General features: G+C 71.9%; 23 protein-coding genes and 3 pseudogenes. 13 read left to right on the forward strand and 13 right to left on the reverse strand.

Annotated elements, in window-relative coordinates; genetic code table 11:
• The first annotated feature begins 2 nt into the window (after positions 1 to 2).
• On the forward strand, positions 3 to 1,535 hold the full coding sequence (locus tag AC07AG_RS00585; protein WP_478750411.1) for a helix-turn-helix domain-containing protein: 1,533 nt from the start codon (positions 3 to 5) through the stop codon (positions 1,533 to 1,535).
• Between the two features lie 60 nt (positions 1,536 to 1,595).
• Positions 1,596 to 2,084: a phosphatase domain-containing protein gene (locus tag AC07AG_RS00590; RefSeq protein WP_478750413.1), complete on the forward strand. Its 489-nt coding sequence runs from the start codon at positions 1,596 to 1,598 to the stop codon at positions 2,082 to 2,084.
• A 43-nt stretch (positions 2,085 to 2,127) separates the two neighbouring features.
• Here AC07AG_RS00590 and AC07AG_RS00595 read toward each other — a convergent pair whose 3' ends face one another.
• The gene (locus tag AC07AG_RS00595) at positions 2,128 to 2,349 is read right to left on the reverse strand and encodes a dodecin (protein WP_478750415.1); all 222 of its coding nucleotides are present in this window, start codon (positions 2,347 to 2,349) and stop codon (positions 2,128 to 2,130) included.
• Between the two features lie 49 nt (positions 2,350 to 2,398).
• Positions 2,399 to 3,184, reverse strand: coding sequence for a GntR family transcriptional regulator (locus AC07AG_RS00600; RefSeq protein ID WP_478752147.1), 786 nt, complete (start codon positions 3,182 to 3,184; stop codon positions 2,399 to 2,401).
• Positions 3,185 to 3,528: 344 nt separating this feature from the next.
• On the opposite strand from AC07AG_RS00600, the pseudogene AC07AG_RS00605 reads away from it, so the two are divergent.
• Both AC07AG_RS00605 and AC07AG_RS00610 read left to right on the forward strand, forming a co-directional pair.
• Positions 3,529 to 4,341: pseudogene (locus AC07AG_RS00605) on the forward strand (glycoside hydrolase family 16 protein); the annotation flags it as partial.
• A 217-nt stretch (positions 4,342 to 4,558) separates the two neighbouring features.
• Positions 4,559 to 5,812 carry an extracellular solute-binding protein gene (locus AC07AG_RS00610; protein ID WP_478752149.1) on the forward strand — a complete coding sequence of 418 codons (1,254 nt, stop codon included), beginning with the start codon at positions 4,559 to 4,561 and terminating at the stop codon, positions 5,810 to 5,812.
• 16 nt (positions 5,813 to 5,828) lie between these two features.
• On the opposite strand, the gene egtD is transcribed toward AC07AG_RS00610, so the two are convergent.
• Genes egtD through egtA form a run of 4 tightly spaced genes read right to left on the reverse strand, consistent with a single transcriptional unit; the run spans position 5,829 to position 10,202 of the window.
• Positions 5,829 to 6,791 (reverse strand): L-histidine N(alpha)-methyltransferase, encoded by a 963-nt coding sequence (egtD, locus tag AC07AG_RS00615; RefSeq protein WP_478750417.1) that lies wholly within the window; start codon positions 6,789 to 6,791, stop codon positions 5,829 to 5,831.
• A complete protein-coding gene (gene egtC / locus AC07AG_RS00620) occupies positions 6,788 to 7,543 on the reverse strand; it encodes an ergothioneine biosynthesis protein EgtC (RefSeq protein ID WP_478750419.1) in 756 nt (251 codons plus the stop codon). Before egtC ends, egtD begins: the two co-directional genes overlap by 4 nt.
• On the reverse strand, positions 7,543 to 8,871 hold the full coding sequence (gene egtB / locus AC07AG_RS00625) for an ergothioneine biosynthesis protein EgtB (protein WP_478750421.1): 1,329 nt from the start codon (positions 8,869 to 8,871) through the stop codon (positions 7,543 to 7,545). The genes egtC and egtB overlap by 1 nt, the downstream gene beginning before the upstream one ends.
• Positions 8,868 to 10,202: an ergothioneine biosynthesis glutamate--cysteine ligase EgtA gene (gene egtA / locus AC07AG_RS00630; RefSeq protein ID WP_478750423.1), complete on the reverse strand. Its 1,335-nt coding sequence runs from the start codon at positions 10,200 to 10,202 to the stop codon at positions 8,868 to 8,870. Before egtA ends, egtB begins: the two co-directional genes overlap by 4 nt.
• Before the next feature lie 249 nt (positions 10,203 to 10,451).
• Between egtA and AC07AG_RS00635 the strand changes: the two genes are divergently transcribed.
• Complete coding sequence (locus AC07AG_RS00635) at positions 10,452 to 11,339, forward strand: TIGR02452 family protein (protein WP_478750425.1); 888 nt, start codon at positions 10,452 to 10,454, stop codon at positions 11,337 to 11,339.
• A 6-nt stretch (positions 11,340 to 11,345) separates the two neighbouring features.
• Here the strand turns inward: AC07AG_RS00635 and AC07AG_RS00640 are convergent, their stop codons facing one another.
• Positions 11,346 to 11,804: a type II toxin-antitoxin system PemK/MazF family toxin gene (locus AC07AG_RS00640; RefSeq protein WP_478750427.1), complete on the reverse strand. Its 459-nt coding sequence runs from the start codon at positions 11,802 to 11,804 to the stop codon at positions 11,346 to 11,348.
• 72 nt (positions 11,805 to 11,876) lie between these two features.
• On the opposite strand from AC07AG_RS00640, the gene AC07AG_RS00645 reads away from it, so the two are divergent.
• Positions 11,877 to 12,938 carry a glycosyl hydrolase family 18 protein gene (locus tag AC07AG_RS00645; protein ID WP_478750429.1) on the forward strand — a complete coding sequence of 354 codons (1,062 nt, stop codon included), beginning with the start codon at positions 11,877 to 11,879 and terminating at the stop codon, positions 12,936 to 12,938.
• Here AC07AG_RS00645 and AC07AG_RS00650 read toward each other — a convergent pair.
• The gene (locus tag AC07AG_RS00650) at positions 12,933 to 14,375 is read right to left on the reverse strand and encodes an amidase (protein ID WP_478750431.1); all 1,443 of its coding nucleotides are present in this window, start codon (positions 14,373 to 14,375) and stop codon (positions 12,933 to 12,935) included. The two genes, AC07AG_RS00645 and AC07AG_RS00650, sit on opposite strands and share 6 nt — an antisense overlap.
• 182 nt (positions 14,376 to 14,557) lie before the next feature.
• Between AC07AG_RS00650 and AC07AG_RS00655 the strand changes: the two genes are divergently transcribed.
• Positions 14,558 to 15,598 carry a LacI family DNA-binding transcriptional regulator gene (locus tag AC07AG_RS00655; protein ID WP_478750433.1) on the forward strand — a complete coding sequence of 347 codons (1,041 nt, stop codon included), beginning with the start codon at positions 14,558 to 14,560 and terminating at the stop codon, positions 15,596 to 15,598.
• Positions 15,599 to 15,620: 22 nt separating this feature from the next.
• Here the strand turns inward: AC07AG_RS00655 and trxA are convergent, their stop codons facing one another.
• On the reverse strand, positions 15,621 to 16,010 hold the full coding sequence (gene trxA, locus AC07AG_RS00660; RefSeq protein ID WP_249586068.1) for a thioredoxin: 390 nt from the start codon (positions 16,008 to 16,010) through the stop codon (positions 15,621 to 15,623).
• Positions 16,011 to 16,153: 143 nt separating this feature from the next.
• Here trxA and AC07AG_RS00665 point away from each other — a divergent pair, with 143 nt between their 5' ends.
• Positions 16,154 to 17,578 carry a dihydrolipoyl dehydrogenase family protein gene (locus AC07AG_RS00665; protein ID WP_478750435.1) on the forward strand — a complete coding sequence of 475 codons (1,425 nt, stop codon included), beginning with the start codon at positions 16,154 to 16,156 and terminating at the stop codon, positions 17,576 to 17,578.
• Positions 17,579 to 17,799: 221 nt separating this feature from the next.
• On the opposite strand, the gene AC07AG_RS00670 is transcribed toward AC07AG_RS00665, so the two are convergent.
• Positions 17,800 to 19,791 (reverse strand): heavy metal translocating P-type ATPase, encoded by a 1,992-nt coding sequence (locus tag AC07AG_RS00670; RefSeq protein WP_478750437.1) that lies wholly within the window; start codon positions 19,789 to 19,791, stop codon positions 17,800 to 17,802.
• Between the two features lie 95 nt (positions 19,792 to 19,886).
• Here AC07AG_RS00670 and AC07AG_RS00675 point away from each other — a divergent pair, with 95 nt between their 5' ends.
• Genes AC07AG_RS00675 through crcB form a run of 3 tightly spaced genes read left to right on the forward strand, consistent with a single transcriptional unit; the run spans position 19,887 to position 21,136 of the window.
• Positions 19,887 to 20,252, forward strand: a complete 366-nt coding sequence (locus AC07AG_RS00675; protein WP_361201145.1) for an ArsR/SmtB family transcription factor — start codon at positions 19,887 to 19,889, stop codon at positions 20,250 to 20,252.
• Positions 20,253 to 20,307: 55 nt separating this feature from the next.
• Positions 20,308 to 20,733 carry a FluC/FEX family fluoride channel gene (locus tag AC07AG_RS00680; RefSeq protein WP_478750439.1) on the forward strand — a complete coding sequence of 142 codons (426 nt, stop codon included), beginning with the start codon at positions 20,308 to 20,310 and terminating at the stop codon, positions 20,731 to 20,733.
• A gap of 16 nt (positions 20,734 to 20,749) precedes the next feature.
• Positions 20,750 to 21,136 carry a fluoride efflux transporter CrcB gene (gene crcB, locus AC07AG_RS00685; protein ID WP_478750441.1) on the forward strand — a complete coding sequence of 129 codons (387 nt, stop codon included), beginning with the start codon at positions 20,750 to 20,752 and terminating at the stop codon, positions 21,134 to 21,136.
• A gap of 88 nt (positions 21,137 to 21,224) precedes the next feature.
• Here crcB and AC07AG_RS00690 read toward each other — a convergent pair whose 3' ends face one another.
• Entirely contained in the window at positions 21,225 to 21,572 is a 348-nt protein-coding gene (locus tag AC07AG_RS00690; protein WP_478750443.1) for a tetratricopeptide repeat protein, read from the reverse strand.
• Between the two features lie 169 nt (positions 21,573 to 21,741).
• Here AC07AG_RS00690 and AC07AG_RS00695 point away from each other — a divergent pair, with 169 nt between their 5' ends.
• Positions 21,742 to 22,707 (forward strand): pirin family protein, encoded by a 966-nt coding sequence (locus AC07AG_RS00695; protein WP_478750445.1) that lies wholly within the window; start codon positions 21,742 to 21,744, stop codon positions 22,705 to 22,707.
• 240 nt (positions 22,708 to 22,947) lie between these two features.
• Positions 22,948 to 23,385, forward strand: a pseudogene (locus tag AC07AG_RS00700) (MFS transporter); the annotation flags it as partial.
• A 241-nt stretch (positions 23,386 to 23,626) separates the two neighbouring features.
• Here AC07AG_RS00700 and AC07AG_RS00705 read toward each other — a convergent pair.
• Positions 23,627 to 23,707 (reverse strand): annotated as a pseudogene (locus tag AC07AG_RS00705) (MerR family transcriptional regulator); the annotation flags it as partial.
• Between the two features lie 858 nt (positions 23,708 to 24,565).
• Positions 24,566 to 25,642: a recombinase RecA gene (gene recA, locus AC07AG_RS00710; protein ID WP_478750447.1), complete on the reverse strand. Its 1,077-nt coding sequence runs from the start codon at positions 25,640 to 25,642 to the stop codon at positions 24,566 to 24,568.
• Between the last annotated feature and the right edge of the window lie 274 nt (positions 25,643 to 25,916).

A 25,916-nucleotide genomic window follows, 5' to 3' on the forward strand; every position in this document is an offset into this window, starting at 1 on the left:
CGGTGAGCAGGGCGGGCCGCGCGCAGCACGGCGCGGGGCCCGCGCCCGCCCCTGCCGACGAGGACACGCCCTGCAGGGCGGCGCGACGGCTCACGCAGGCGGCGGGCCGCTCCGAAGCCGCGCTGATCGCCGAGGCCGCCGCCCTGACCGACGGCTGGGCCGCCTTGGTGAACCCCGCGGCGGGCGCCGTCCACAGCCACCCGCACAGCGCCGGGCCCGCCGGTGTGCGTGCCGCCGCGCACCCCCGGTCCCATCCGCACCTCACCATCCGGCCTGCGGCCGATGCCGTCCTCGTCCTCGGCCCCGGCAAGGCGACGCCCGCTCCCCGCGTCGCCCTGGTCGCACAGATCACCGTCGACCTGCTGCTGGTGCTCGCCCGCCAGGCGGACGAGACGCGAGGCGCCGAGCAGCGGCTGCACGGCGCCGCGCTGCACCTGCTCCTGAGCGGCCAGCACCGTCTGGCCGCCGACTTGCTCGGAGGCGGCACGGCCGCGCACGCCCCGCACATCACGTACGACCCGCACATCACGCATGCCACGCACGCCACGCACGCCACGCACGTCACGCACGCCACGGTGTACCGGCTCGCCGGGAGCAACGCACACACCGCGCACCAGGCCCTGTGGCGCGCGGCGCGGCCCGGTGCGCCGCTCGGCAGCACCAGCACCCGGATGCTGGTCAGCCTGGCCGCGAGGGAGCTGGTGGTCGTCGCCCTCCATGGCGCCCAGGGCGACCAGAGTGCGACGCTCCCGCTCCTGGCCCGGATCGCCGAGCGTCACCAGCTGTCCGGGGGAGCGGCGGACCCCGCGCCCCTGGACATGGTGCCCACCGCGTGGGCCGAGGCCGGGGTCGCGCGCAACAGCGCGGCCGTCGGCTGCCTCGTCCCCGCGGCCGGCCTCGGGGCACACGGGCTGCTCCGCGTCCTGCCCACTGATCGACTCGCCGCGTGGTCCGGGGCCGTCCTTCAGCCCTTGGACCGTGACCGGCGACGGACCCTGGAGGCCTGGCTGCGGTCGGGCTCGGCCCAGGCCGCGGCACCGGCCCTCGACGTGTCCGAGGGCACGGTCCGCTCACGGCTGCGCGGCATCGGCGCCCTGCTCGCCGCCGACCTGGAAAGCCCCACCGTCCAGGCACAGCTGCTCCTGGCCCTGCGCGCCCCGGCACCACCCGAACCACCCGCCTCGTACGTACGCCTTCCCGCCACGCCACTGCCCCCTGAACTGCTCGGTTCCGGCCAGGCCGAGCGCTGGGCCTCCGCCCTGCTCGCGCCGTTGGACACGCGACTGCGCACCGCACTCCGTTGCTGGCTCGGGCAGCGTGGCCGGACCGCTCCCGCCGCCGCGGAGCTGGGGTTGCACCGGGCCACCCTCACCGCCTGGCTGAACAAGTGCGGCCACGTCCTGGGCCTGGACCTGTCGTCCGTGACGGTCCGGGCGGAGTTGCACCTGGCCGCCGAGACCCTCGCGACTCCTGGCGACGCGCAGGCCGCGTTGCCACGCCGCGGGGGCAGAACCTACCGGGGGCCGCGGCGGTAGACCTGGACCGGACCCCGCGGGCCCGGCGTGGCCGACACGGGGATTGCCTACGCTGGGCGCGTGACGGAAGACAGCAGGCCACTGGCCGTATTCGACCTGGACGGCACGCTCGCGGACACCGCGCACCGCCAGCGCTTCCTGGAGGGCAGGCCGCGCGACTGGTCCGCCTTCTTCGCGGCGGCCCCGGACGACCCGCCGCTGGATCAGGGCGTGGCTCTCGCCCTGGAGAGCGCGGGGGAGTGCGAGGTCGTCTACCTCACGGGCAGGCCCGAGCGCTGCCGCAAGGACACCGTGGCGTGGCTCGCGGCGCAGGGGCTTCCCGAGGGGCGGATCTGGATGCGCCGCAACGACGACCGGCGGCCCGCCCGCCGCACCAAGCTGGAGATCCTCCAGAAGATCGCCGGGTCCCGCGAGGTCCGGATGCTGGTGGACGACGACGAGCTGGTGTGCGACGAGGCGGAGCGGGCGGGCTTCAAGGTCGTACGGGCGCGCTGGGCGAGCACGTCCGCCGCGCTGAAGGACGCTCAGGAGCGTGAGGGGCGGACGTGACCGCCCGGCGCCGGTGTCAGGACGTGACCGCCCGGCGCCGGTGTCAGGCGCTGTTGCCGTCCTCCAGGCGGAAGCCGACCTTCAGGCCCACCTGGTAGTGCTCGATCTCGCCGTTCTCGATGTGGCCGCGCACCTGGGTGACCTCGAACCAGTCGAGCGAGCGCAGCGTCTGCGAGGCGCGGGCGACGCCGTTGCGAATCGCCTGGTCGACGCCCTCGTGCGAGGTGCCGACGATCTCGGTGACCCGGTAGGTGTGGTCGGACATCAGAGTGTTCCTCTCCGCCGTGTGGTGACCTCACAGCTGTGGGGTGAGGTCACTCCACCGTGCCCCACCACGCGGCCGTGCGCGAGGCGGTGGGCGCGGGGTGCTCGTCGGCACCGTCCAGTTCGAGCCGCGAGACGATGCGGTAGCGGTCGCCGCGGTAGAGGGAGCGCACGTACTCGACGGGGCGGTCCTCGGTGTCCGTGGTGAGCCGGTCGAAGAGCAGGGCGGGGGAGAGCACGGGCACGCCGAGCAGCGCCGCCTCGTCCTCGGTCAGGACCGTGGGCTCGATGGACTGCGCGGCGTGCGCGGGGCGGATGCGGCGGGCCTCGCGGAGATGGGCGTAGAACCCGGACTCCACCTGGGCGGGGGTGAGCCCCGGGGCGAGGGCGGCCGGGATGTGCAGGTGCTCCAGGGCGATGGGCTCACCGTCGACCAGGCGCAGCCGCACCACGTACACGAGCTCGGCGGCGGGGGAGATCCGGAGTCGGCGGCCGACCCGGGCCCCGGCCCGGACCGTGCTGAATTCCAGGACGCGGCTCGACCAGTCGCCCGCGGCCCGCGGGGCGGTGAGCGGGCGGCTGCCCGGCGCCAGCTCCTGGGTGACCTTGGCGCGGGCCACGAACATGCCACGGCCGTGCTCGCGCACCAGCAGTCCCGAGGCCACCAGCGTGTCGACGGCGGCGCGCAACGTCGGTCGGGAGACGCCGAGTTCGGTGCAGAGCGTGCGCTCGGAAGGGATCGCGTCGCCAGGGCGCCGGGTCTCGATCAGATCGAGCAGGACCTGGCGCACGCGCTCGCGCTTGAGTACGCCGCCGGGTGTGCCCTGCTGGTCCATTGCTGCCACCGCCCCTTCTGAGCCATCCACGACGAGCAAGTCACCATCACGCAAGGGGACTTGACGCCCCTATTGGTCCATGCCACCTTCAGTGCTCGCGAGTGGTCACCTTACCAATAGGTAAAGCCACGGTGTGTCGTTGTACCGCACCTCCCCCCACGCCGGGAGCGGTGAGCGCTCCCGGCATTCCGAAAGGAATCAGGTCGATGAACCGACACCGCTCCAGCGTGAAGTTCCGGGTCCGAACGGCCGTCGCGATCGCGGCGGCCGCCGGCCTTGGCCTCGCCGGTCTGGCCGCACTGCCCGCCTCCGCCGCGCCCGACGCAGGCGGCACGGCGACCGTCGACGCCCCCGCGCTCTTCGACGACTTCAGCTACACCGGCCACACCGACCCGAGGATCGCCCAGCACGGCTGGAGCATCCGCTCCAACGCGGGCGGCCCCGGCGTCCCCGGAGCCTCCTGGGTGCCCGAGAACATCACCTTCCCCGAGGTCGACGGCAACTCCGTCATGAACCTGGAGACGTCGACCGCGGGCACGGGCGGGTCGACGGAGCAGACCGAGATCCTCACCAAGACGGTCAAGTTCAAGAACGGCACCTACGCGGCCCGCGTGAAGTACGCCGACGCACCCAAGGCGGGCGGCCCCGACGGGGACCACCTCGTGCAGGCGTTCTTCTCCATCAACGACCTCAAGGCCCCGATGGCGGACGACTACTCCGAGTACGACTTCGAGTATCTGCCCAACGGAGGCTGGGGCGAGCCGGCCAACATCCTCTACACCACGTCCTGGGAGACCTTCAACCCCGAGCCGTGGGAGGCCGTCAACCAGCACACCGAGGTGCGGCAGAGCTACGCGGGCTGGCACGACGTGGTCTTCACCATCGACGACAGCGCTGTCAAGTACTACGTCGACGGGCAGCTGTTCGCCGCGCACGACGCCAAGTACCTCCCGGAGCGGCCCATGTCGATCAACTTCAACCAGTGGCTCATCGACCTGGCAGGGCAGTCGAGCACGACCCCGCGCGCCTACGACCAGCAGGTCGACTACGTCCTGCACATCAAGGACCAGGTTCTCACCCCGGACCAGGTGAAGGCACAGGTCAGCGCCTACCGCAGCACGGGCACCGCATTCGAGGACACCGTTCCCGGCAGCTGATCCCACCGCGATCCCACCTGCGATCCCGCACCCGGTCCCACCTGCGAACGGCACCGGAATATCCGATCCCGGTGCCGTTCCCCCTTGACCGACCCATTGGTACAGACCAAAATCCAGCCGTACCCGTTCGAGCCACCAGCTCACCCCCACGTCGGGCCGACCTTCCCCTGTCCGCAGGAAGAAAGTGACCCACGTGAAACCGCACCGCCGTGTCGCCATGTCCCTGTCCCTCACCCTCGCCACGACCACGCTGCTCGCCGGATGCGGCGTCCTGCCGGGCGGCGGGGAGGAGAAGCGGACCGTCACCGTGTGGCTCATGCGGGGCAGTGCGTCGGAGGAGTTCATCAAGCGGTTCACGACCGACTTCGAGAAGCGGAACGGCGACATCGACCTGGAGATACGCCTCCAGGAGTGGACCGGCATCGGCGGCAAGGTCAAGGCCACGCTCAAGGCGGAGGACGGGCCCGATGTCATCGAGGTCGGCAACACCCAGGTCGCCCAGTACGTCGACGAGGGCGGGCTCTACGACCTCACCCTGGAGTCCGCGCGCGACTTCGGCATGAAGGACTGGCTGCCGGGTCTCGCCGAGCCCGGCCAGTACAACGGCAGCCAGTACGGCATCCCTTGGTACGCCGCCAACCGCGTCGTCATCTACAACAAGGACCTGTTCGCGCGGGCCGGGATCGAACAGCCGCCGAAGACCCGCGCGCAGTGGATCTCCGACACGCGGCGGCTCGACTCCGGAGGCGACCAGGGGATCTATCTGGCGGGCCAGGACTGGTACACGCTGGCCGGATTCATCTGGGACGAGGGCGGCGAGCTCGCCACGGAGGCCAAGGGGTCGCGAGGCGTGTGGGAGGGCAGCCTGCACACGCCCGCGGCGCTGCGGGGCATGGAGTTCTACCAGCAGTTGCAGGCGCTGGGCGATGGCCCCCGGGACGCGGACGAGGAGCATCCGCCGCAGGCGGGGGTGTTCGCCAAGGGCGATGTGGCGCAGATCGTCGCCGTGCCGGGGACGGCACGGGCCATCGAGGAGGAGAACCCCGAACTGAAGGGGAAACTCGGCTACTTCCCCATCCCGGGCAAGACGGCGGCGAAGCCGGGAGCGGTCTTCACCGGCGGGTCCGACCTCGTCGTGCGCGGGAGGACGGACGACCGCAAGGGCGCGGTGGCCGTGATCGAGGCCCTCGCGGGCAAGAAGTGGCAGAAGGACCTGGCCAGGACCATGAACTACGTGCCGAACAAGACGACGCTCGCCTCCCTCGTCGCGGGCGAGGAGGGGGTCGCCGCGATGGCCGCGGGGGCGGCCAGGGGGCGAGCGACGCCGGCCTCGCCCAAGTGGGCGGCCGTGGAGGCGGACAACCCGATCAAGGCGTACATGTCGAAGGTGCTCGGCGGGGGTGACCCGGCGACGGAGGCGAAGGCGGCCTCGCGCCGGATCACCCGGGAGCTCGACGTCAGCGGGCCGTGACGGTCACGGGACAGCGCTAGCGCGCCACACTCAGCGACAGCGCGAACCGCGCCCTTTCGTCCGTCCACCAGTGGGTCAGCTTCAGGTCCGCCGCGGACAGCTCGGCCCGCACGCCGTCCTCACGGAACTTCGCCGAGATCTCGGTGCGCATCTCCTCGTGGCGGTCGAAGTCGACCGCCAGGTCGAGCGCCGGGATCTTCACCGTCTGGGCGGCCAGGGAGCGCAGGCGCATCTCGATCCACTCGTGCTCGCGGTCCCAGACGGCCACGTGCGAGAACGCGTCGGGGTCGAAGTCCGCGCCCAGCTCGCGGTTGATCACGGTCAGGACGTTCTTGTTGAAGGAGGCCGTGACGCCCGACCCGTCGTCGTACGCCGAGACGAGCACCGACTCCTCCTTCACCAGGTCGGTGCCGAGCAGCAGCGCGTCACCGGGGGAGAGCAGGGTGCGCACCGACGCCAGGAACGCCGAGCGCTCGGTGGGCAGCAGATTGCCGATCGTGCCGCCCAGGAAGGCGACCAGACGCGGGCCCGGTGTGCCCGGCAGGGCGAGGCCGCGGGTGAAGTCGGCGATCAGGGCGTGCACGTTCAGGGAGGGGCGCGAGGCGATCAGGGTGTTCGCGGCGCCGGTGAGCGCGCTCTCGCTCACGTCCACGGGTACGTACGTGTGCAGGCCCGGCAGCGCGTCGATCAGGTGGCGGGTCTTCTCCGAGGAGCCCGAGCCCAGCTCGATCAGCGTGCGCGCGCCTGTCGCCCCGGCGATCTCCGTGGCGCGGTTCTGCAGGATCTCGCGCTCGGCGCGCGTCGGGTAGTACTCGGGCAGTGTGGTGATCTCGTCGAAGAGGGCGCTGCCCCGCGCGTCGTAGAACCACTTGGGCGGCAGCGTTTTGGGGGTGTGGGTGAGGCCGTGCAGGACATCGGCGCGCAGAGCGGCATCGGTGGCGTCCACGGGCAGGGTGCGGGTCAGCTGGAACGGGCTCACGCGGTGGGCTCCTTGAGCGGGGTCAGCAGGACATCGTTACGGCTGGCGGCCAGCAGCGTGCGGTCGGGCACCTGGCGCCAGTGCGGATCGTCGTCGTAGGGCTCGGAGGCCACGACGGTGCGGCGGCCCGGTTCGCCGAGATACCAGAGGGTGTCGCCCCAGGCCGTCGCGGCGATCGTCTCGCCGTTGGTGAGCAGGAGGTTGAGGCGCGATCCGGGTGCCGCCTCGGCGACCTCGGTCACGGTGTCAGCGAGGGCCTGGCTCTCGTCGTCGCCGCTGCGCAGCCGGTGCAGGACGAGCGCCCACACCAGCGCGGAGTCGCACCGCGCCTCCAGGGAGAGGAGGTTCTCGGGCGGCAGCAGGCGGGCCAGCGGGGCGAGCGAGCGCGGCCAGCCGGTGACCGCGCCGTTGTGGCTGAACAGCCAGGTCCCGGCGGCGAACGGCGCCGCCGCGGCTTCCCCGTCCGCGCCCGCCTCGGTCGCGTCGCGCACCGCGGCGAGCATCGCGCCGGACCGCACCACGCGGGCGAGGTCCGCGAAGGACTGGTCGCCCCAGACCGGCCCGGAGCGGCGGTAGCGGGCGGGCACGGGGTCGCCGCCGGCGTACCAGCCGATGCCGAAGCCGTCGGCGTTGACCGTGCCGTAGCGCTGCTGTCGCGGTGCCCAGGACTGGCGGAACAGGCTGTGCGCGGGGTCCACGAGGAGCTTGCCGAGCGGCTCCTGGGGGCCGAGGTAGGCCAGGTGACGGCACATCAGACGCTCTCCGTCGGGTCCGCGTCGCGGGCGGTGCGGAACCCGGAGAAGATCTGCCGCCGCACCGGGTGGTCCCAGTTGCGGAACGTGCCCCGGCACGCCACCTCGTCCACGGAGAACGCCCCGCCCCGCAGCACCTTGTAGTCGCCGCCGAAGAAGACGTCCGAGTACTCGGGGTAGGGGAAGGCGGCGAACCCGGGATAGGGCAGGAAGTCGCTCGACGTCCACTCCCACACGTCGCCGATCAACTGGCGTACGCCGAGCGGGGATTCACCGGCGGGATAGCTGCCCGCGGGGGCCGGACGCAGATGGCGCTGGCCCAGGTTCGCGCGCTCGGGTGTGGGGTCCGCGTCGCCCCACGGGTAGCGCATCGAGCGGTCGGACGCCGGGTCGTGCCGGGCGGCCTTCTCCCACTCCTCCTCGCGGGGAAGGCGCCTGCCCGCCCAGCGGGCGTACGCGTCCGCCTCGTACCAACTGACGTGCAGCACGGGCTCGTCGGGCGGGACGGCCTCGACTGTCCCGAAGTGCCGGCGCAGCCACCGGCCGCCCTCGTGGCGCCAGAACAGCGGCGCCGAGAGGTCGTTGCCGCGGACCATGTCCCACCCCGACGGGGTCCACCACCGCTGTTCCCGATAGCCGCCGTCGGCGATGAAACGCTGATAGTCGGCGTTGGTCACCGGCGTAGTGTCGATGTAGAACGGTGGGACCAGACGGTGGTGCGCCGGACGTTCGTTGTCGAGCGCCCATGGCTCGGTGGACGTGCCCATCGTGAACGGGCCGCCGGACACGAGGACTTCGGCGGGTCCCTTGAACGGCGGTGCGGGCGCCGGATCCGACGCCGTCAGTGCCGTGGGTCCCGAGCGCAGCTGATGGGTGATCAGCATCGTCTCGTCGTGCTGCTGTTCGTGCTGCGCGATCATGCCGAACGCGAAACCCGAATCGGTCAGCGGTGAGCCGCGGAAGGGCGTGCTCTCCAGTACGTCCAGTGCGCGCCCCCGCACCTCGGCCGCGTAACGGCGGGCTTCGACGGGTGCGAGCAGTGGCAGGCTGGGCCGCTCGGAACGGGGGTGCTCGAACGCGTCGTAGAGGCCGTCGATCTCGGGCCGCATGGCGTCACGGCCCGCCACCGCCCGCAGCAGCCACAGCTCTTCCTGGTTGCCGATGTGCGCCAGGTCCCAGACCAGCGGCGACATCAACGGCGAGTGCTGTGCGGTCAGTTCGGGTTCCTCGACGCACGTGGTGAGGAGCGAGGTGCGGTCCCTGGCGGTCAGGAGCGCCGTCAGGGCGCGCTGTCGAAGCGCATCGGGGTCGCTGACGGTTCCGGTCATCGGAGGATGCCCTTCTCGTGCTCGTGGTCGTAGTGGTGGCCGTCCCGGTGCCCGTCGAGCAGGTCGTCCGCCGGGCACCGGCCCCGCGCGACATACCGCTCGGCGTACGCGCCGACGGCATCGCACACCTCGGCGCTCGCGCCCATCCGGGGCAGCGCGTCGGCCGCCGCGGCGAAACAGGCGGTCGCGGCCTCGCGCAGCTCCGGGTCGGCGAGCCCGTGCCGCGCCGCGTCCAGCCACAGCGGGCTGCGCGGCGCCGCGGGCGCGCCGGGCGGGCACGCGCGCTCGGCCAGCGGCTTCACGGTGCGGTAGGCGGTCTCGGCGGCCTGCGGATCGTCGAAGAGCGCGCTCGTCACCGCGAGCGGCACGACCCAGCCGTCCGCACCCGGCTGCGCGTCGACCATCCGCAGCTCCAGATGGCCGCGCGGGCGTACGGGCGGGAAGAGCGTGGTCAGGTGGTAGTCGAGGTCGTCGCGGGTCGGCGGACGCGGCCCGCCCGAGCGGGCCCAGGTGCGGAAGGTCAGACCCTCCGGCACGGTCCAGGGCGCGTCGTGTCCGTCGTCCTCGCCCCTGATGAACATCACCGGCGCGTCCAGGGCGTGCCGCGCCCAGGCCGCACGCGGCTCCGCTTCCATCGACGGGGCGCCGGACGTGCCCGGATCGATCGACGCCCACACGGCCTGCCGCGTGGAGCGCCAGCCGGTGGAGCGCCCGTCCTGGACCGGCGAGTTGGCGAACGCGGCCACCAGCACGGGACCAAGGAGGTGCGCGAGCCGCCAGCGCCTGCCGTAGCCGAGCGGGCCCGGCTCCTCGTGGCCCGCGTCCAGGCAGATCTGCACGGAGGCCGTCGAGCACATCATGCGGCGGCCCGCGGGGCCCGTGCGGTCGAGATAGCACTCCATCGCGTCATAGCGCGGCCGGTGCAGGATGCGGGACGGCGGGCGCCAGGGATCGGCACCGAGTCCGGTGAGCGTCAGATCCAGGGTGGCGAGTCGGTCGCGTACCAGGGAGAGGTCGGCCGATACGGCGGACACGCACTCCATGAGCGAGGCGGCGGGGAGCGAGCTGAGCTCCAGCTGGCCGCCTGGTTCGACGGTGATCAGGGAGTGCAGGGGCAGGGCCCGCAGTGCGGCGTAGGCCGCTTCGAGGCGGGCGGGGGACACGGGCAGATGGAGCCGGTGCGGCTCGTGGATCAGCCATTCCAGTTCGACACCGGTGATGCGCGGTGGCCCGGTCTTGAAGCAGATGCCGGTGACCAGCGCCTCCGCCTCGGACTCGGAGACCGCGGTGCCGTACTTCGCGCGGTACGTCGTACAGTCGCCCTCGGGCATGCAGAGGTCCTCCTGTTCAAGTTCTGCCTGGTCCAGCGGTTGCGGACCACCCGGTCAACTCGATGTGGGTGTGACCGAGTTGGCAGCGCTCGTCCCACCCAAGACCTTGTCGGCCGTTCGCACAAGAGTGCCCCTCGGGCCAATCCGGTGCGAGGGAATTCTGTTGCGGCGGGCGTCGGGAAGAGCTCACGATGCGTTCATGTGTGATTCGGGGGACAGGACGACAGAGGTCGGAACGGGAGAGCGGACATGAGCGCGCGACTGCGTGGCATCGCGCAGCAGACCGAGGAAATCGTGGCCGCGGGGCGGTACGTCGCTCCGGGCGGCCGCGAGGTGGTGATCGCGGATGCGGTGGACGCCGCGCGCTCCGGCACGCGGATGTTCGGTCCGGCGGCCATAGACATGACTCCCATGACTCCCATGACTCCCACGACTCCCGTGACGCCGCCCGAGCTGATCTCCACGGTAGTCGAGGTCACGGGTGAGAGCAGCTTGGAGGCCGCGCACCGCCTGACGGGCGGGGACGGCGGCCCGGTGGCGGCCTTGAACTTCTCATCGGCGCGCAATCCCGGCGGCGGCTATCTGAACGGCGCGCAGGCGCAGGAGGAGGCGCTGTGCCGGGCCTCGGCGCTGTACACGTGCGTGCGCTCGGCCCGGGAGTTCTACGACCATCACCGCGCCCACCGCGACCCTTTCTACAGCGACCGCGTGATCCACTCCCCGGCCGTGCCGGTCTTCCGCAACGACCGGGGACGGCTGCTCGACGAGGCGTACGGGGTCGGCTTCCTGACCTCGGCGGCGCCGAACGCGGGCGTCGTCCTGCGCCAGACCCCCGAGCGCGCCGCCGAGCTGCCGTCCGCCCTGGCCTCGCGCGCGGAACGGGTCCTGGAGACCGCCGCAGCCTGCGGATACCGGCGGCTCGTGCTCGGCGCGTGGGGCTGCGGGGTCTTCCAGAACGACCCCGCGCAGGTGGCGGAGGCGTTCCGTGCGCTGCTCGCGGAAGGCGGCCGGTTCCACGGGTACTTCGAGCACGTCGTCTTCGGGGTGCTCGACCGCACGCGCGGCGCGGTGACGCGGGCCGCCTTCGAGGAGGCGTTCGGCGCGGGATCCCGGGGCACGGTCAGGCCCCGGCCGTAGCTGCGGTCAGCGCCAGCCGTAGCGCTCCTGGAGCCGCCGCACGACCAGATTGAACCGCATCCGGTCAAGCGCGCACGCCTCGCGCCGCATACCCGCGTCGTGCACCCGCAGCACCCGGTCGATGTCGACCCAGGATTCTCGGCCCTCGCGGTCCCAGGGACCGCTGCCGATCGGCACCCACTCCCGGTCGTTCGCGTGCTGCTTGCTGGAGAGCTGCACGGCGAGCAGCGTGCCGCGCGCCTCACGGGCGACGACCAGGACGGGACGGTCCTTGCCACGGCCGTCGTTCTCCTCGTAGGGAACCCACGTCCAGACGATCTCGCCGGGGTCGGGATCGCCGTCGTGGGCGGGCGCGTACGTCGTCCGGACCTGGCCGACCTCGCGCGGCTCGGCCTCGGTGGTCGCGGTGCGGCCCGCGCGGCCGGGGTGCTCGGACATCTGCTGGTCATCGGTGTTGGCAGTCACGCGGGACACCGTAGAACCTGTCTGGCCCAACCCGCAGGGCGGGGCCGCCCGATGCGCCGCAGGCTCGGGTCCATGGCGCCACGACGACACCTCAGCCGAGCCCGGGTCATCGCAGTCCTCGCCCTCTGTGGCACGGCACTTGCCCCCACTCTGCCCCAGCCCACCGACCGCTCCGCACCGCCGCCCCGCACCGTCTCGGGGTGGCTTCCCTACTGGGACCAGGAAGCCGCGTACCAGAACGCCCTGCGCCACGCCGACCAACTGCACACCGTCAGCCCCTTCTGGTACGAGGCGAAATCGGCCGGACACATCGCGGGCCACACCGGCGCCGGCTCACGCCGCGTCATCGACGGGCTCCACAAGGCGGGCATCAAGGTCGTGCCGACCGTCATGGAACGGATGCGGCCCGGAGCGCTCGCGGCCGTCGTCACCGACAAGGCCCGCCGCGCGCAGCACATCGACACACTCCTGCGGGTCGTCCGCAGCCGCAGTTACGACGGCATCGACCTCGACTACGAGTCCATCGCGCCCACCGGCGACTCCGCCTACAAGCAGGTGCGAGCGGGCTACGCGACGATGGTCGCCGACCTGTGCGCGCGGCTGCGCGCGCTGCGCAAGCAGTGCGTGATCACGGTCTCGCCGAAGACACGCATCAGCGGACGCGTCTGGGACTACCGCCGACTGGGCGCCGCCGCCGACCGGTTGCGCATCATGGCCTACGACCAGCACTGGGCCGAGGGCTCCCCGGGCCCCCTGTCGTCACCCGCCTGGTACGAGGAGATCCTGGGCAACGCCACCGCCGAAGTCCCGGCCGCGAAGCTGGAGATGGGCCTGCCCGGCTACGGCTGGGACTGGACGGTCGGCAGCGGCGCCCGCGCCAAGCACGTCACGTGGAAGGAGGCGGAGGCGCTGCGCCGCCGGGTCGGCGCGCCCTACCGCATCGACCCCAAGTCGAGCACGCCCCACTTCACCTACAACGAAGGCGGCAAGCGCCGCACGGTCTGGTACCAGGACGCGCGCGGGACGGCGGCGCACCTGCCGGTCCTGCGGAAGTACGGCGTGCGGCACACCGTCCTGTGGGCCATCGGCTTCGAGGACCCGGCGCTGTGGGGCACCCTCGCCAAGGGCTCATGACGACGGCGCGGGATGTGCGGGACGCGCGGGGTACGTCGGATGCGCGGGCCACTGCTCGTACCAGCGCTGGTCCGCCTCCAACTGAGCCGCGAGCGACACCAGGAGCGGCTCGCTGCCGTCGGGCCCGAGCAGCTGGGCGCCGACCGGAAGGCCGTCCCCCACCCGGCCCGCGGGCACGTTGACGCCGGGCCAGCCCAGGACGTTCCACGTCCACGCGTAGGGGCAGGCGGCGATCATCGCCTGGTCGGTGCGCCAGCCGCTGAGCTCGGCCAGGGTGCCGATCCGGGGCGGGGGAGTGGCCGTGGTGGGCGTCAGGACGACGTCGTACGTCGAGAAGATCGCGCCGACCCGGCGGTGCAGGGCGGCCTCGGCGCGACGGGCCAGGCGCAGCGGGGCGCCGCCGAGCAGTCGGCCAAGGCGGGCCGCCTCCTTGGTCCGCGGGTCGAGCAGGTGCGGTGAGGGGACCTCGCGGGCCCAGTCGGTGATGCCGGCCGTGGCGCGCGGCACGAAGTCGAGGCCGATCTGGCCGTAGCGCGGGTCGGCCTCCTCGACGTCGTGCCCGAGCTCGGCGAGGCGGTCCGCGAGGACCATGACCTTGCGGCGCACCACGGGGTGCAGGCGCTTGGGGGTCGCGGTGAACGGCATGCGCAGGGAGAGGGCGATCCGCAGCCGTCCCGGTTCGCGGGTGGCCGCGTCGGCGGCGCTGATGGCGGGCGGTTTGTGCAGGTCACCGCTGTGGTTGCCGCTCGCCGCGTCGAGCAGCAGGGCCGCGTCGGCGACGGTCCGTGCGAGCGGGCCGTTGACGGTGATGCCGTTGAAGGCCTCGGGCCAGGGCCAGGTCGAGATGCGGCCGCGCTGTGGCTTGATCCCGACGAGATGGGTCCAGGCCGCGGGGATGCGCACCGAGCCCGCGCCGTCCGAGCCGAGCGCCGCGGGGACCAGGCCCGCGGCGACCGCCGCCGCCGAGCCGCCGGACGAGCCGCCCGGGGTGTGCCCGGTGTGCCAGGGGTTGCGGGTGTCCCCGAAGCCGGGCCCCTCCGTGAAGGGCCACTGGCCCAGCTCGCACGTGTTGGTCTTGCCGACGATCACGGCTCCGGCCGCTCGCAGCCGGCGTACGGACTCGGCGTCCTCCTTCTTCGGCGGGAAGTCGCCACGGCAGCCGAAAGCGGTCGGTTCACCCGCTATGTCGGTGTCGTCCTTCACGGCGAGCGGCACACCGAGCAGCGGCTTCCCCGTCCCACCGGCCGCCAACTCCCGGTCGGCGGCGTCCGCTTCGGCGAGCGCGGCCTCGGCCCGCACCAGCTTGAAGGCGTTGAGTTCGGGCTGCGAGGCCTCGATCCGCGCCAGCGTCCGCTCCGTCAGCGCACGTGAGGACACTTCTCCGGCGGCCAGCGCGCGGGCGGTGCGCGCGAGACCCTCGGCACGGTCGGCAGTCATGTGGGGGCACCTTTGATCGACGGACAGGTGCACGCACGCTAACGGGCCAGGAGGGAACGCGGTATGAGGACAGGGCAGTTCACGCCGCGCACCACCCGCCGAAAGCACCCCGACGCAGGCCAGGAGCGCTCCGCCGCCCGCCTGGGAGCGCCCCCGCGCCGTCTGGAAGGATGAGCCTCGCCATGGTGCAGATACCGAACAAGACCGCACAGCAGCCCGCGCAGTACTCCGTGCCGACGAGCGCCGACGTGGCGCGTCTGGCGGGAGTCTCGCGCGCGACCGTCTCGTACGTCCTGAACAACACGAGCGCTGTCCGCATCAGCGAGCCCACCCGCCGTCGCGTCCACGAGGCGGCCAAGGAACTGGGGTACGTCCCGCACGCCGCGGCCCGGAGCCTGCGCGCCGGGCACACCCGGGTGGTCCTGATGCCCACGCCGCAGATCCCGGCGGGCCCGCTCTTCAGCGAGTTCTTCAACGAGCTGCAGTGGGCGCTCAGCCGCTTCGACTACACCGTCGTGCAGTACGGCAGCCTCGGCCTGACCGGCGAGGAGGCCGCCCGTGCCTGGGCCGAGCTGCGCCCGGTGGCGGTCCTCGCGCCCGACGCGTCGGGGCTCGGCGCACGCGGTGTGAGCGTCCTGAAGCGATCGGGCGCCAAGGCCGTCTTCACGATCGGCCCGCAGCGGGCCGAGGGCGCCCACGCCCTGCTCATGGACCAGCGGCTGATCGGCCGGTGCGCCGCCACACACCTCCTGGAGCGCGGCAGCAGGCACATCGGCGTCGTGATCCCCGAGGAAGTCGGCCTGGAACCCTTCGCGCGCCCGCGCGCCGAGGGCATCCGCCGCACGCTGGCCAAGCACGGCCCGGACGCCACGATGACGGAGCTGCCCCTCGCCTACGACGAGGAGTCGGCGGCCCGGCTCGCGGCCCGCTGGCGCACGCTCGGCGTCGACGGGGTGTTCACGTACAACGACGAGTTCGCGATGCTCCTGATGCGGGCGCTGCAGGACGAAGGCATCGCCGTCCCCGAGGAGACGGCGATGATCGGCGCCGACGACTTGATGCTCGGCAGGCTCCTGCGGCCGCGCCTCAGCACGGTCCGCATCGAGCTGCCTTCGGGTCAGAAGCTCGCGGAGCTCGTCGACCGGGTCGTGCGCGACCCGGGCATGGAGCCCGAGGTGCACGACGTGCTCGGTGCGACGGCAGTGCGCCGCGAGTCCAGCTGACCCATCTGTCCGGGGGTCTTCCTTACTGCTCCTGCGCCTGGGCCTTGGCCTGCTCCTCGGCGACGGACTTGCGGACCTCGTCCATGTCCAGCTTCCTGGCCTGCCCGATGACGTCCTCCAGGGCGGCCTCCGGCAGCGCGCCGGGCTGTGCGAACACGGCCACCTGATCACGGACGATCATGAGCGTCGGGATCGACTGGATGCCGAAGGCCTGAGCGAGCTCAGGCTGCGCCTCCGTGTCCACCTTGCCGAAGACCATGTCGGGGTTGGCTTCGGCGGCCTTGTCGTAGACAGGCGCGAACGACTTGCACGGACCGCACCACTCGGCCCAGAAGTCGATCAGGACGAATTCGTTGTCCGTGACCGTCTGGTCGAAGTTCTCCTTGGTGAGCTCCACAGTCGTGCTGCTCATGGTGTTTCCCTCTTCCTGCTGTCGGTCGAAGCCGTTGTGCACAACGGCCCGGGCGGCAGACGTATTCCACGCGCTCACCCGTGCTCGCTTTCGCGCGCGTACCCATGTGGCCACGTCGCACACCTGCGACCACACTGGCTTCCATGACGGATTCGAAGACGTACGACGTAGTGGTCCTGGGTGCCGGTCCCGTGGGGGAGAACGTCGCGGACCGGGCCCGTGCGGGCGGCCTGAGCGTGGCGATCGTGGAGAGCGAACTCGTCGGGGGCGAATGTTCGTACTGGGCGTGCATGCCGAGCAAGGCGCTCCTTCGCCCGGTCATCGCCCGCGCGGATGCCCGCAAGGTGCCCGGACTGCGCCAGTCGGTGCAGGGGCCACTGGACGCGGCGGCGGTCCTCGCGCACCGTGACGACTACACCTCGCACTGGAAGGACGACGGCCAGGTCGGCTGGCTGGACTCGATCGGCGTGGACCTCCACCGCGGGCACGGCCGCATCGCAGGGACGCGCCAGGTGACCGTCACGGCCTCGGACGGATCCGAGCTGACCCTCACCGCCCGCCACGCGGTGGCGGTCTGCACCGGCACCCGCGCCGCGCTGCCCGACCTGCCGGGCATCGCCGACGTGAAGCCGTGGACGAGCCGCGAGGCCACCAGCGCCGATCATGTGCCGGGGCGCCTCGCGGTGGTCGGCGGTGGCGTCGTCGCCGTGGAGATGGCCACCGCCTGGCAGGCGCTCGGCTCGCAGGTCACGCTGCTTGTGCGCGGTGAAGGGCTGCTGCCCCGCATGGAGCCGTTCGCCGGGGAGCTGGTCGCCAAGGCGCTGACGGAGGCGGGCGCCGAGGTCCGCACCGGCGTCTCCGTCACGGCCGTGCGGAGGGAGAACGGGACGGTCACGGCGACCCTGGACGGCGGTGACACCGTCGAGGCCGACGAGATCCTCTTCGCCACGGGCCGCGCCCCGCGCACCGACGACCTCGGCATGGAGACGATCGGCCTGGACCCCGGCTCCTGGCTGCCGGTCGACGAGAGCCTGCGGGTGCAGGGCAGCACCTGGCTGTACGCGGTGGGCGACGCCAACCACCGCGCGCTCCTCACCCACCAGGGCAAGTACCAGGCCCGCATCGCCGGCGCCGCGATCACCGCCCGCGCCCAGGGCGTCCCGCTCCTGGAGACCGACGCCTGGGGCGCGCACTCCGCCACCGCCGACCACGCCGCCGTACCCCAGGTGGTCTTCACCGACCCCGAGGCGGCGTCGGCGGGCCTCACCCTCGCGGAGGCGGAATCCGCGGGCCACCGCGTGCGGGCCGTGGACTACGACATGGCGGGCGTGGCGGGAGCGGGCCTCTACGCGGACGGCTACGAAGGCCGGGCCCGCATGATCGTCGACCTCGACCGCGAGGTCCTGCTCGGCGTGACCTTCGTGGGCCCCGGCGTCGGAGAGCTCATCCACTCGGCGACGGTGGCGATCGCGGGGGAGGTGCCGATCGACCGGCTGTGGCATGCGGTGCCGGCCTATCCGACGGTCAGCGAGGTGTGGCTGCGGCTGCTGGAGACCTATCGCGGATAGGCGGGGCGGCGTTCGCCTACCGGGGCGAGTCACGGCGCGTACGGGATGCGGTGCGCGCCGCCGTCCTCACCCCGGATGTGACCGAGGGCTGCGGAGTTCTTCGAGCAGGAGGCCGGGACTCGGGACCGCCGAAGCGGCGCGCTTGGGCGTGGGCGACGCTCTCTCGCGCTGAGGCCGTCGCCGACGGGCTGTCCGCTCAGCCGCGCACGACCACGACCCTCTCAGTCGCCCGCCTCCCGCCACGCCGCGTCCCGCAGCAGCCGCAGCCCGTTGAGCCCCACGATCACGGTGGAGCCCTCGTGGCCGAGCACGCCCAGGGGGAGGGGCAGACTGCCGACGAGGTCCCAGGTGACCAGGACGGCGATGAAGGCCCCGGCGATCACCAGGTTCTGCACCACGAGCCCGCGTGCGCGCCGGGACAGGGCGATCACCCTCGGCACGGTGGCGAGCTCGTCCCGCACGATGACGGCGTCGGCGGTCTCCAGGGCGAGGTCGGAACCGGCCCGGCCCATCGCGATGCCGGTGTGGGCCGCGGCAAGGGCGGGCGCGTCGTTGACACCGTCTCCGACGACCAGGACCTTGCGCCCCGCACCCTCGGCCTCGCGTACCGCCGCGACCTTGTCCTGCGGCAGCAGCCCGGCCCGTACGTCACCGATGCCGACCTCAGCCGCGAGCCGGGCGGCGGCCTGCGCGTTGTCGCCGGTGAGCAGCATCGGAGCCGTGCCGGTCAGGGACTCCAGGGCGGTGACGGTCGTCGCGGCGTCCGGGCGGAGGCGGTCGGCGATGCCGAGGACGCCCACGGGGATGCCGTCGCGCAGCACCAGCACGGCGGTCTGGCCGCTCTCACCCAACTCCCGTGTGTACGTTGCCGCTTCGGTGGTCGCCGTGAGCTGGGCGTCGGCACACGGCCGCGTGCCGAGCAGTCGCGCCGGAGCCCCCACCTCGACGGTCGCGCCGTCGACGGTGGCACGCACCCCGACGCCCGGCGCCGACGCGAAGTCCGCCACCGCGGGAAGGTCAAGGCCGCGAGCGCGGGCGGCGCTCACGACGGCGCGGGCCAAGGGGTGTTCGCTGCGGTGCTCGGCGGCTGCCGCGAGTGCGAGGAGGGTGTCGGCGGTCAGGTCGCTGCCGGGCAGCACGTGGACGGCGGTCACCCGGGGAGTGCCCTCGGTCAGGGTGCCCGTCTTGTCGAAGGCGACCGCGTCGACCTGTCCCAGACGCTCCATCACGACGGCGGACTTGACCAGGACGCCGTGCCGTCCCGCGTTCGCGATCGCCGAGAGCAGCGGCGGCATCGTGGCGAGGACCACCGCGCACGGCGAGGCCACGATCATGAACGTCATCGCCCGCAGCAGGGCCCCGGTCAGGTCGTCGCCGAGCGCCAGCGGCACCGCGAAGACGGCGAGCGTGGCGACGACCATGCCGAGCGAGTACCGCTGCTCGACCTTCTCGATGAACAGCTGCGTGGGCGCCTTGGTCTCCGACGCCTCCTCGACCATCGCCACGATCCGCGCGATCACCGAGTCCGACGCGTCACGCCCGACCCGCACCCGCAGGGCGCCCGCCCCGTTCAGCGTCCCCGCGAACACGTCGTCCCCGGCCTCCTTGGCGACCGGAAGCGGCTCCCCGGTGATCGTCGCCTGATCGACATCACTGGCACCGTCGAGCACCTCGCCGTCCGCGCCGACCCGCTCACCGGGGCGTACGAGGATGACGTCACCGACCCTCAACTCGGCCGTGCCGACCGGCTCTTCGCCACCTCCGTCGGCCAGCCGCGTGGCCGTGGCGGGCGCGAGGTCGAGCAGGCTGCGCACCGAGTCGGCGGTGCGGGCGGTGGCAAGGGCCTCAAGGGCGCCGGACGTGGCGAAGATGACGACGAGCAGCGCCCCGTCCATCACCTGCCCGATCGACGCCGCGCCGAGGGCCGCGACGATCATCAGCAGGTCCACGTCCAGGGTCTTCTCGCGCAGCGCACGCAGCCCGGCGAGCGCGGGCTCCCAGCCCCCGGCGACGTACGCGACGGCGTACAGCGCACCCCACGTCCACGCGGCGGCCCCCGCCAGCTGGAGCGGCAGCGCGATCAGGAACGCGGCCGTGGCGGCCGCCGCCCAGCGCGCCTCCGCGAGCGCGAGGACACGGGTGCGGCGGCGCGGAGCCGCCGCGCGATCGTCGGGAACCCCGTGGTCGGAGCGGGTGAGCAGGGCAGGGGGCATGGCGAAGGAACCCTTCACGGGCTGGGGAACGGCAACGCCCACACCGTACAGGAACGAATGAACAGTTTTTCATGTGTCATCGCTAGGATGACGCCATGGGCCACGGAGTCGACGACAAGAGCACCGCCACCACGCGTGAACGCCTGGACAGCGTGGGGGCCGCCGACGTCGCCGCCACCCTCCAGGCCCTGGCGACGCCCTCAAGACTGCTGATCCTCGCCCGTCTGCAGGAGGGGCCCTGCGCGGCGGGCGATCTGGCCGATGCGGTCGGCATGGAGCAGTCGGCCTGCTCCCACCAGCTGCGTCTGCTGCGCAACCTCGGCCTGATCACCGGTGAACGGCACGGCCGCTCCGTGATCTACGCCCTCTACGACCACCACGTCGCCGAACTCCTCGACCAGGCGCTCTTCCACGTCGAGCACCTGCGCCTCGGTCTGCGGGACACGCCGGCGGGCGGCTAACCTGATCTTCGAGAGTGATCTCTTGATTCCGCACGGTTGAGGGAGTTCCGCACAGGTGAGGGAGCGCGAGAGCGGCGTGTGGCCCGTGGTGGCGGTCGTGGCCGCCGGCGGCGCGATCGGCGCGTCGGCCCGCTACGGCGCGTCCCTGATCTGGCCCACCGCCCCCGGCACCTTCCCCGCGACGACGCTCCTGGTGAACGTCGTCGGTTGCGCGCTGATGGGTGTCCTGATGGTGCTCCTCACCGAGGTGCGGAGCGCCGTCAGGAAGCCGCACCGCCTGCTGCGGCCCTTCTTCGGCACCGGCGTGCTGGGCGGCTTCACCACCTTCTCCACCTACGCGGTGGACATCGAGCGCCTGGTGGAGGGCGGCCATGCGCGCACGGGCCTCGCCTATCTCGGACTGACGGTGCTCGCGGCCCTCGCGGCGGTGTGGAGCGCGTCGTGGGCGACGCGCCGCGTCGTGGCGTGGGGGCGGCCATGAGTCAGTGGAGGCGGCCATGAGTCAACTGGCCAACTGGCTCTGCGTGGTGGCGGGCGCGATGATCGGCGCCCCGCTGCGGTTCCTCACCGACCGCGCCGTGCAGGCCAGGCACGACACGGCCTTCCCGTGGGGGACGTTCACGGTCAACGTGGCGGGCAGCCTGATCCTCGGCGTGCTCACCGGCGCGACCGTCGCGGGCGCCGCCTCCTCCCACACTCAACTCTTCCTCGGTACAGGCCTGTGCGGCGCCCTGACGACGTATTCGACCTTCTCGTACGAGACGCTGCGGCTGGCCGAGGGCGGTGCCCGGTTCCATGCGGTGGTCAACGTCGTGGCCAGTGTGGTCGCGGCGCTGGGCGCGGTCTTCGTGGGTGTCGCGCTGGCGGAGACGCTGTGGGCGTGACGGGTCGCGGCGGCGGGGTTCTTGTCGATCGGGGGATCGACAAGAACCCCGACGCCGGACGCCGGACGCCAGGATCAGGACCCCGGGATCAGGCCTCCGAGAAGTCCCCGGAGAGGGCGGCGGCCATCCGAAGGTGCGGTGCCGCGTCCGTGTCCCGGCCCTGCCGCTCCAGGGTGCGGCCGAGGAGCAGCCGGGCGTACTGCTCGACGGGGTCGAGCTCGATGACCGTACGCAACTCGGTCTCCGCGCGCCGCAGTTGCGCCGAGTGGTAGTAGGCGCGGGCGAGCAGCAGACGCGGGGCGACCTGCTCCGGTACCTCGTCGGCCAGGGTGCCGAGGATGCGCGCCGCCGTGGCGTACTCCTTGGCGTCGAAGAACTGCCGCGCGCGCTCCCAGCGCTCCGCCGCGGTTCCGTGGTCGTAGTACGTCATGTCCACTGTTGCCTCCTTCGAGCCGTCCAACGGGCGCAGGTGATTGAATATTCCACTAAGTTGTTCCGCGTTGTCCCGCGTAGCTCCGTGGTAATTCCACTGGGACGGCGGTTCCTCCGGAATGACCGGAGCGCGTGCCTGACGTCCGGTGCTCCACGGGTCTAGGTTGTGCGGCATGAGCAATCTTGATCGCGAGGCGGTCCCGGCCCTGTGCGGCGGGCGCGGGTTCGTCGTCGCCGAACCGGTCCGTGAACTCCTCAGCCCCCGCAAGGTCAAGCTCGGCGAGTCCACCGAGGTCCGCCGCCTGCTGCCCAACCTGGGGCGCCGCATGGTCGGCGCCTGGTGCTTCGTGGATCACTACGGCCCCGACGACATCGCCGACGAGCCCGGCATGCAGGTCGGCCCCCACCCGCACATGGGCCTGCAGACGGTCAGCTGGCTGCACGACGGCGAGGTCCTGCACCGCGACTCCACGGGCAGCCTCCAGACGATCCGCCCCCGCGAGCTCGGCCTGATGACCTCGGGCCGGGCGATCTCGCACTCCGAGGAGAGCCCCAGGTCACACGCCCGCCTCCTGCACGGCGCCCAGTTGTGGGTGGCGCTGCCCGACGTCCACCGCAACACCGACCCGCGCTTCGAGCACCACGCGGAACTGCCCCTGGTCACCGCCCCCGGCCTGACGGCGACCCTCGTCCTGGGCACGGTCGACGGCACCACGTCACCCGGCACCACCTACACCCCGATCGTCGGCGCGGACCTCACCCTCACCCGCGACGCGGACGTACGCCTCCCGCTGAACCCCGACTTCGAGTACGCCGTCCTGTGCATGTCCGGCGAGACGAGGGTGGACGGCGTCCCCGTCGTGCCCGGCTCGATGCTCTACCTGGGCTGCGGCCGCACCGAACTGCCGCTGCACGCGGAGTCGGACGCGAGTCTGATGCTGCTGGGCGGCGAGCCGTTCGACGAGGAACTGATCATGTGGTGGAACTTCATCGGGCGCTCGAACGAGGAGATCGCACGGGCGCGCGCGGACTGGATGGAAAGCACCCGCTTCGGTGAGGTGAAGGGCTACGACGGCGACCGGATCCCGGCGCCGGACTTGCCGCCCGTGCCGCTGAAGCCGCGGGGGCGGGTGCGCTGAGGGGGAGGTTGCTGTCGTGAGGGCTGCCGCCCGGGGCGGCCCTCCTCCCAAGCGCTCAGCGACAAACGTGGTCGATCGTTTCTGAGGCGCTACGCGCGCGATGAGGCGGCGTCCGCTCGCTCAGCTCCCGATCGTGCCCCTCGGCTTCGACGACGTGCGGGAGTTGATTGAGACGGCGCGGTCGGCCGCGGCCGCGCGATCGGGGTTGTCCACGGCGCCGTCTCGCTCGTAAGCGCAGTCATCGGCCCGCTCAAGGGCCAACTCGCGGGCGTCGAGCAGGGCTGGCGCTGGGGCCTGCGGGGCGTCGGCACCTTCAACATCCTGCTCGGCCTCGCCATCTGGCTGTGGTTCCGCGACCCGGGACGGGGCGCGGCCGAGGAACAGCTCGCCGACCTCGACCGCGCCACGCGCAACGCCCACTCGAAGCTCACCTGGACCAAGGCACTCTCGCTCCTCAAGATCCGCAGCCTGGTCGTCCTCCTGGTCTCCCGCCTCCTGTCGGGACATCTCCTGATGGGCACCTGCGGCGTCGTCTACCTGGTGGACGTGTACGGCTTCAGCACGCAGAAGGCGTCGATCGTGCTGCTGCCCTTCGGTGTCGGCTACTTCCTCGCCACACTCCTGGGCGGCTTCGCGGCGGACCGGGCCACCCGGCGCAGCCCCCGCCACGGCCTGGTCACGATCCTTCAGGCGGCCCAGTTCGCCTTCGCACTCTTCGCCTACTTCGGCACGACCTCCTTGCCGAACTCCGCTTCACCGACTACCGCTTCACCGACTACCGGTTCAGCATCGAACGGGCCCGCATCGAACCGGCCCCGGGCGAGTTCTCCCGCGCCGCCATCGCCCACTACCGGCGCATGGTCTGCGGGGAGCCGTCGCCGGTCACGCCGGGGGTGCTTCGCGTCCTGCGCAGGCGTCGTCGGTGGTGGCGTACCGGGGAGCGCAGCGAGGTGATCAGGCGGGCTTCACCGACGGCGCGGAGGAAGCCTTGTGTGGTGCTGTCACTGTGCATCTCCCTGTGGAACGCGTGGAGGGGGCCGGGTGCCGTACCGGCACCCGGGCCCCGAAGGAAACTGCTACACCATCTGCCGGCCCTGATACTGCGCCGGCCTTCTGTTTCCGCACAGCCACCTGGGAGCGGGGGAGTGCGGGGATCGCGGTTGCTTGACCGGAGACCACCTCACTATCGATGTCCTGCGGTACCCGGGCTCTGCCATTCGGCCCGGGCGATCCTGATGGCGCGAAGCTCCTCCGTTCTTCCCTCTTGAACAGCACTTACCGAAGGGGGACTGCGTACTGCTGGTACTGCCCTACTGCGTACTGCCGGTGGTACGAACTGCTCGTGGCCTGCGACAGCGCCACTCTTCGGCAGCCAGCCCCGTCGCCTCTCCTGCGTCTGCTCTGGCTTGGAACCCCACTGCCGAACCTCCCGGTGCGCGCGCCCGCAGCCGACGCCTTCACCGAGGTGCTGCTCACTTGCCTGCACTGCTGGGTACTGCGAACTGCACTTACCGGTGCTGCACTTGCTTGAACTGCGGTCCTGCTCGTGGCGGCCCCTGATCACTGCGGGCCACCCGGTCCGGTCGCCAGTCCCGTCACCGTCCTGCATCAACCCTGGCTTCGGAACTCCACCACCGCACCGTCCTGCGTACTGCACTTGCGGGTACTGCCGCCCGGCAGTTCATCTCTGCCGGGCCCTGCTGTCTTTCTGGCTACGAGAGAAACCATAACCACACCACCACCCAATGTCTACTCCGGCCGACATAGATTTCCGCGTGTTCGACAGTGAGGTAATCGACCTCGGTGCCGACGGGGGCAGGCGCGGGGATCGGAGCTCGTCGCCGACGCCCTGCGCCTGTCAGGCGGCGTTTCCCGCCGAGGTCCGGCTGGCATCAGGGACAGGGACGGCCACCGTGTCCTCGGCGACCGCGGTCTTGGCCGGTACCCCGATTCCGAGCTTCTCGAGGATCTTCTTCTCGATCTCGTCGGCGAGGTCGGGGTTGTCCTTCAGGAAGTTGCGGGCGTTCTCCTTGCCCTGGCCGAGCTGGTCGCCCTCGTACGTGTACCAGGCGCCGGCCTTGCGGACGAAGCCGTTGTCCACGCCCATGTCGATCAGGCCGCCTTCGCGGCTGATGCCCTGGCCGTAGAGGATGTCGAACTCGGCCTGCTTGAAGGGCGGGGCGACCTTGTTCTTGACGACCTTGACGCGGGTGCGGTTGCCGACCGCGTCCGTGCCGTCCTTGAGGGTCTCGATCCGGCGGATGTCGAGCCGCACCGAGGCGTAGAACTTCAGCGCGCGGCCACCGGTCGTGGTCTCCGGGGAGCCGAACATCACGCCGATCTTCTCGCGCAGCTGATTGATGAAGATGACCGTCGTCCTCGTCTGGCTGAGCGCGCTGGTGATCTTGCGGAGGGCCTGGCTCATCAGACGGGCCTGCAGGCCCATGTGCGAGTCGCCCATCTCGCCCTCGATCTCCGCACGCGGCACCAGGGCCGCGACGGAGTCGACCACGATCAAGTCGATCGCCCCGGAGCGGATCAGGATGTCGGCGATCTCAAGCGCCTGTTCACCGTTGTCCGGCTGGGACAGGATGAGGTTGTCGGTGTCGACACCGAGCTTCTTGGCGTACTCCGGGTCCAGGGCGTGCTCGGCGTCGATGAACGCGACCGAGCCGCCGGCCTTCTGTGCGTTCGCCACCGCGTGCAACGTCAGCGTCGTCTTGCCGGAGGACTCCGGCCCGTACACCTCCACCACACGGCCGCGGGGCAGACCGCCCACGCCGAGCGCCACGTCCAGCGCGGTCGATCCGGTGGGGATCACCTCGATGGGCTCATTGGGCCGCTCGCCGAGGCGCATGACCGCACCCCTGCCGAATTTCCGCTCGATCTGTGCGAGCGCGGTGTCCAGCGCCTTTTCGTGATCGGTTCCTGCCATGAGCTTTCACCCGGTCCGATGGTGTGGCACGCCGCACGTCGGAGGACGTGAGCGTCTACTGCCGACTACGGACGTCTCGGAGATCCCAGTAAACGAACATCCGATCGATTTGCGTGTCCAGTGAAAGGTACCAAACTGCGGGGGAGCGGGAGGGGATGCGCACCGGACCGCTCCGGACCGCTACACACACAGATCACGCCGCCGCCCGTCTTCAGTCAGCGAAGCTCGTCGCAGTGACGGCTGCCGCAGGCCGACGCGGAACGCAGAGCGCCGG

The sequence above is a fragment of the Streptomyces sp. NPDC044044 genome, assembly GCF_056434405.1.

Bases quoted from the DNA above. Each gene is read 5' to 3' on its own strand.
- AC07AG_RS00595 (WP_478750415.1), bottom strand. From the start codon at position 2,349: ATGTCCGACCACACCTACCGGGTCACCGAGATCGTCGGCACCTCGCAC.
- AC07AG_RS00600 (WP_478752147.1), bottom strand. From the start codon at position 3,184: ATGGACCAGCAGGGCACACCCGGCGGCGTACTCAAGCGCGAGCGCGTG.
- AC07AG_RS00610 (WP_478752149.1), top strand. From the start codon at position 4,559: ATGTCCCTGTCCCTCACCCTCGCCACGACCACGCTGCTCGCCGGATGC.
- egtC (WP_478750419.1), bottom strand. From the start codon at position 7,543: ATGTGCCGTCACCTGGCCTACCTCGGCCCCCAGGAGCCGCTCGGCAAG.
- egtB (WP_478750421.1), bottom strand. From the start codon at position 8,871: ATGACCGGAACCGTCAGCGACCCCGATGCGCTTCGACAGCGCGCCCTG.
- egtA (WP_478750423.1), bottom strand. From the start codon at position 10,202: ATGCCCGAGGGCGACTGTACGACGTACCGCGCGAAGTACGGCACCGCG.
- AC07AG_RS00635 (WP_478750425.1), top strand. From the start codon at position 10,452: ATGAGCGCGCGACTGCGTGGCATCGCGCAGCAGACCGAGGAAATCGTG.
- AC07AG_RS00645 (WP_478750429.1), top strand. From the start codon at position 11,877: ATGGCGCCACGACGACACCTCAGCCGAGCCCGGGTCATCGCAGTCCTC.
- AC07AG_RS00650 (WP_478750431.1), bottom strand. From the start codon at position 14,375: ATGACTGCCGACCGTGCCGAGGGTCTCGCGCGCACCGCCCGCGCGCTG.
- AC07AG_RS00655 (WP_478750433.1), top strand. From the start codon at position 14,558: ATGGTGCAGATACCGAACAAGACCGCACAGCAGCCCGCGCAGTACTCC.
- trxA (WP_249586068.1), bottom strand. From the start codon at position 16,010: ATGAGCAGCACGACTGTGGAGCTCACCAAGGAGAACTTCGACCAGACG.
- AC07AG_RS00665 (WP_478750435.1), top strand. From the start codon at position 16,154: ATGACGGATTCGAAGACGTACGACGTAGTGGTCCTGGGTGCCGGTCCC.
- AC07AG_RS00670 (WP_478750437.1), bottom strand. From the start codon at position 19,791: ATGCCCCCTGCCCTGCTCACCCGCTCCGACCACGGGGTTCCCGACGAT.
- AC07AG_RS00675 (WP_361201145.1), top strand. From the start codon at position 19,887: ATGGGCCACGGAGTCGACGACAAGAGCACCGCCACCACGCGTGAACGC.
- crcB (WP_478750441.1), top strand. From the start codon at position 20,750: ATGAGTCAACTGGCCAACTGGCTCTGCGTGGTGGCGGGCGCGATGATC.
- AC07AG_RS00695 (WP_478750445.1), top strand. From the start codon at position 21,742: ATGAGCAATCTTGATCGCGAGGCGGTCCCGGCCCTGTGCGGCGGGCGC.
- recA (WP_478750447.1), bottom strand. From the start codon at position 25,642: ATGGCAGGAACCGATCACGAAAAGGCGCTGGACACCGCGCTCGCACAG.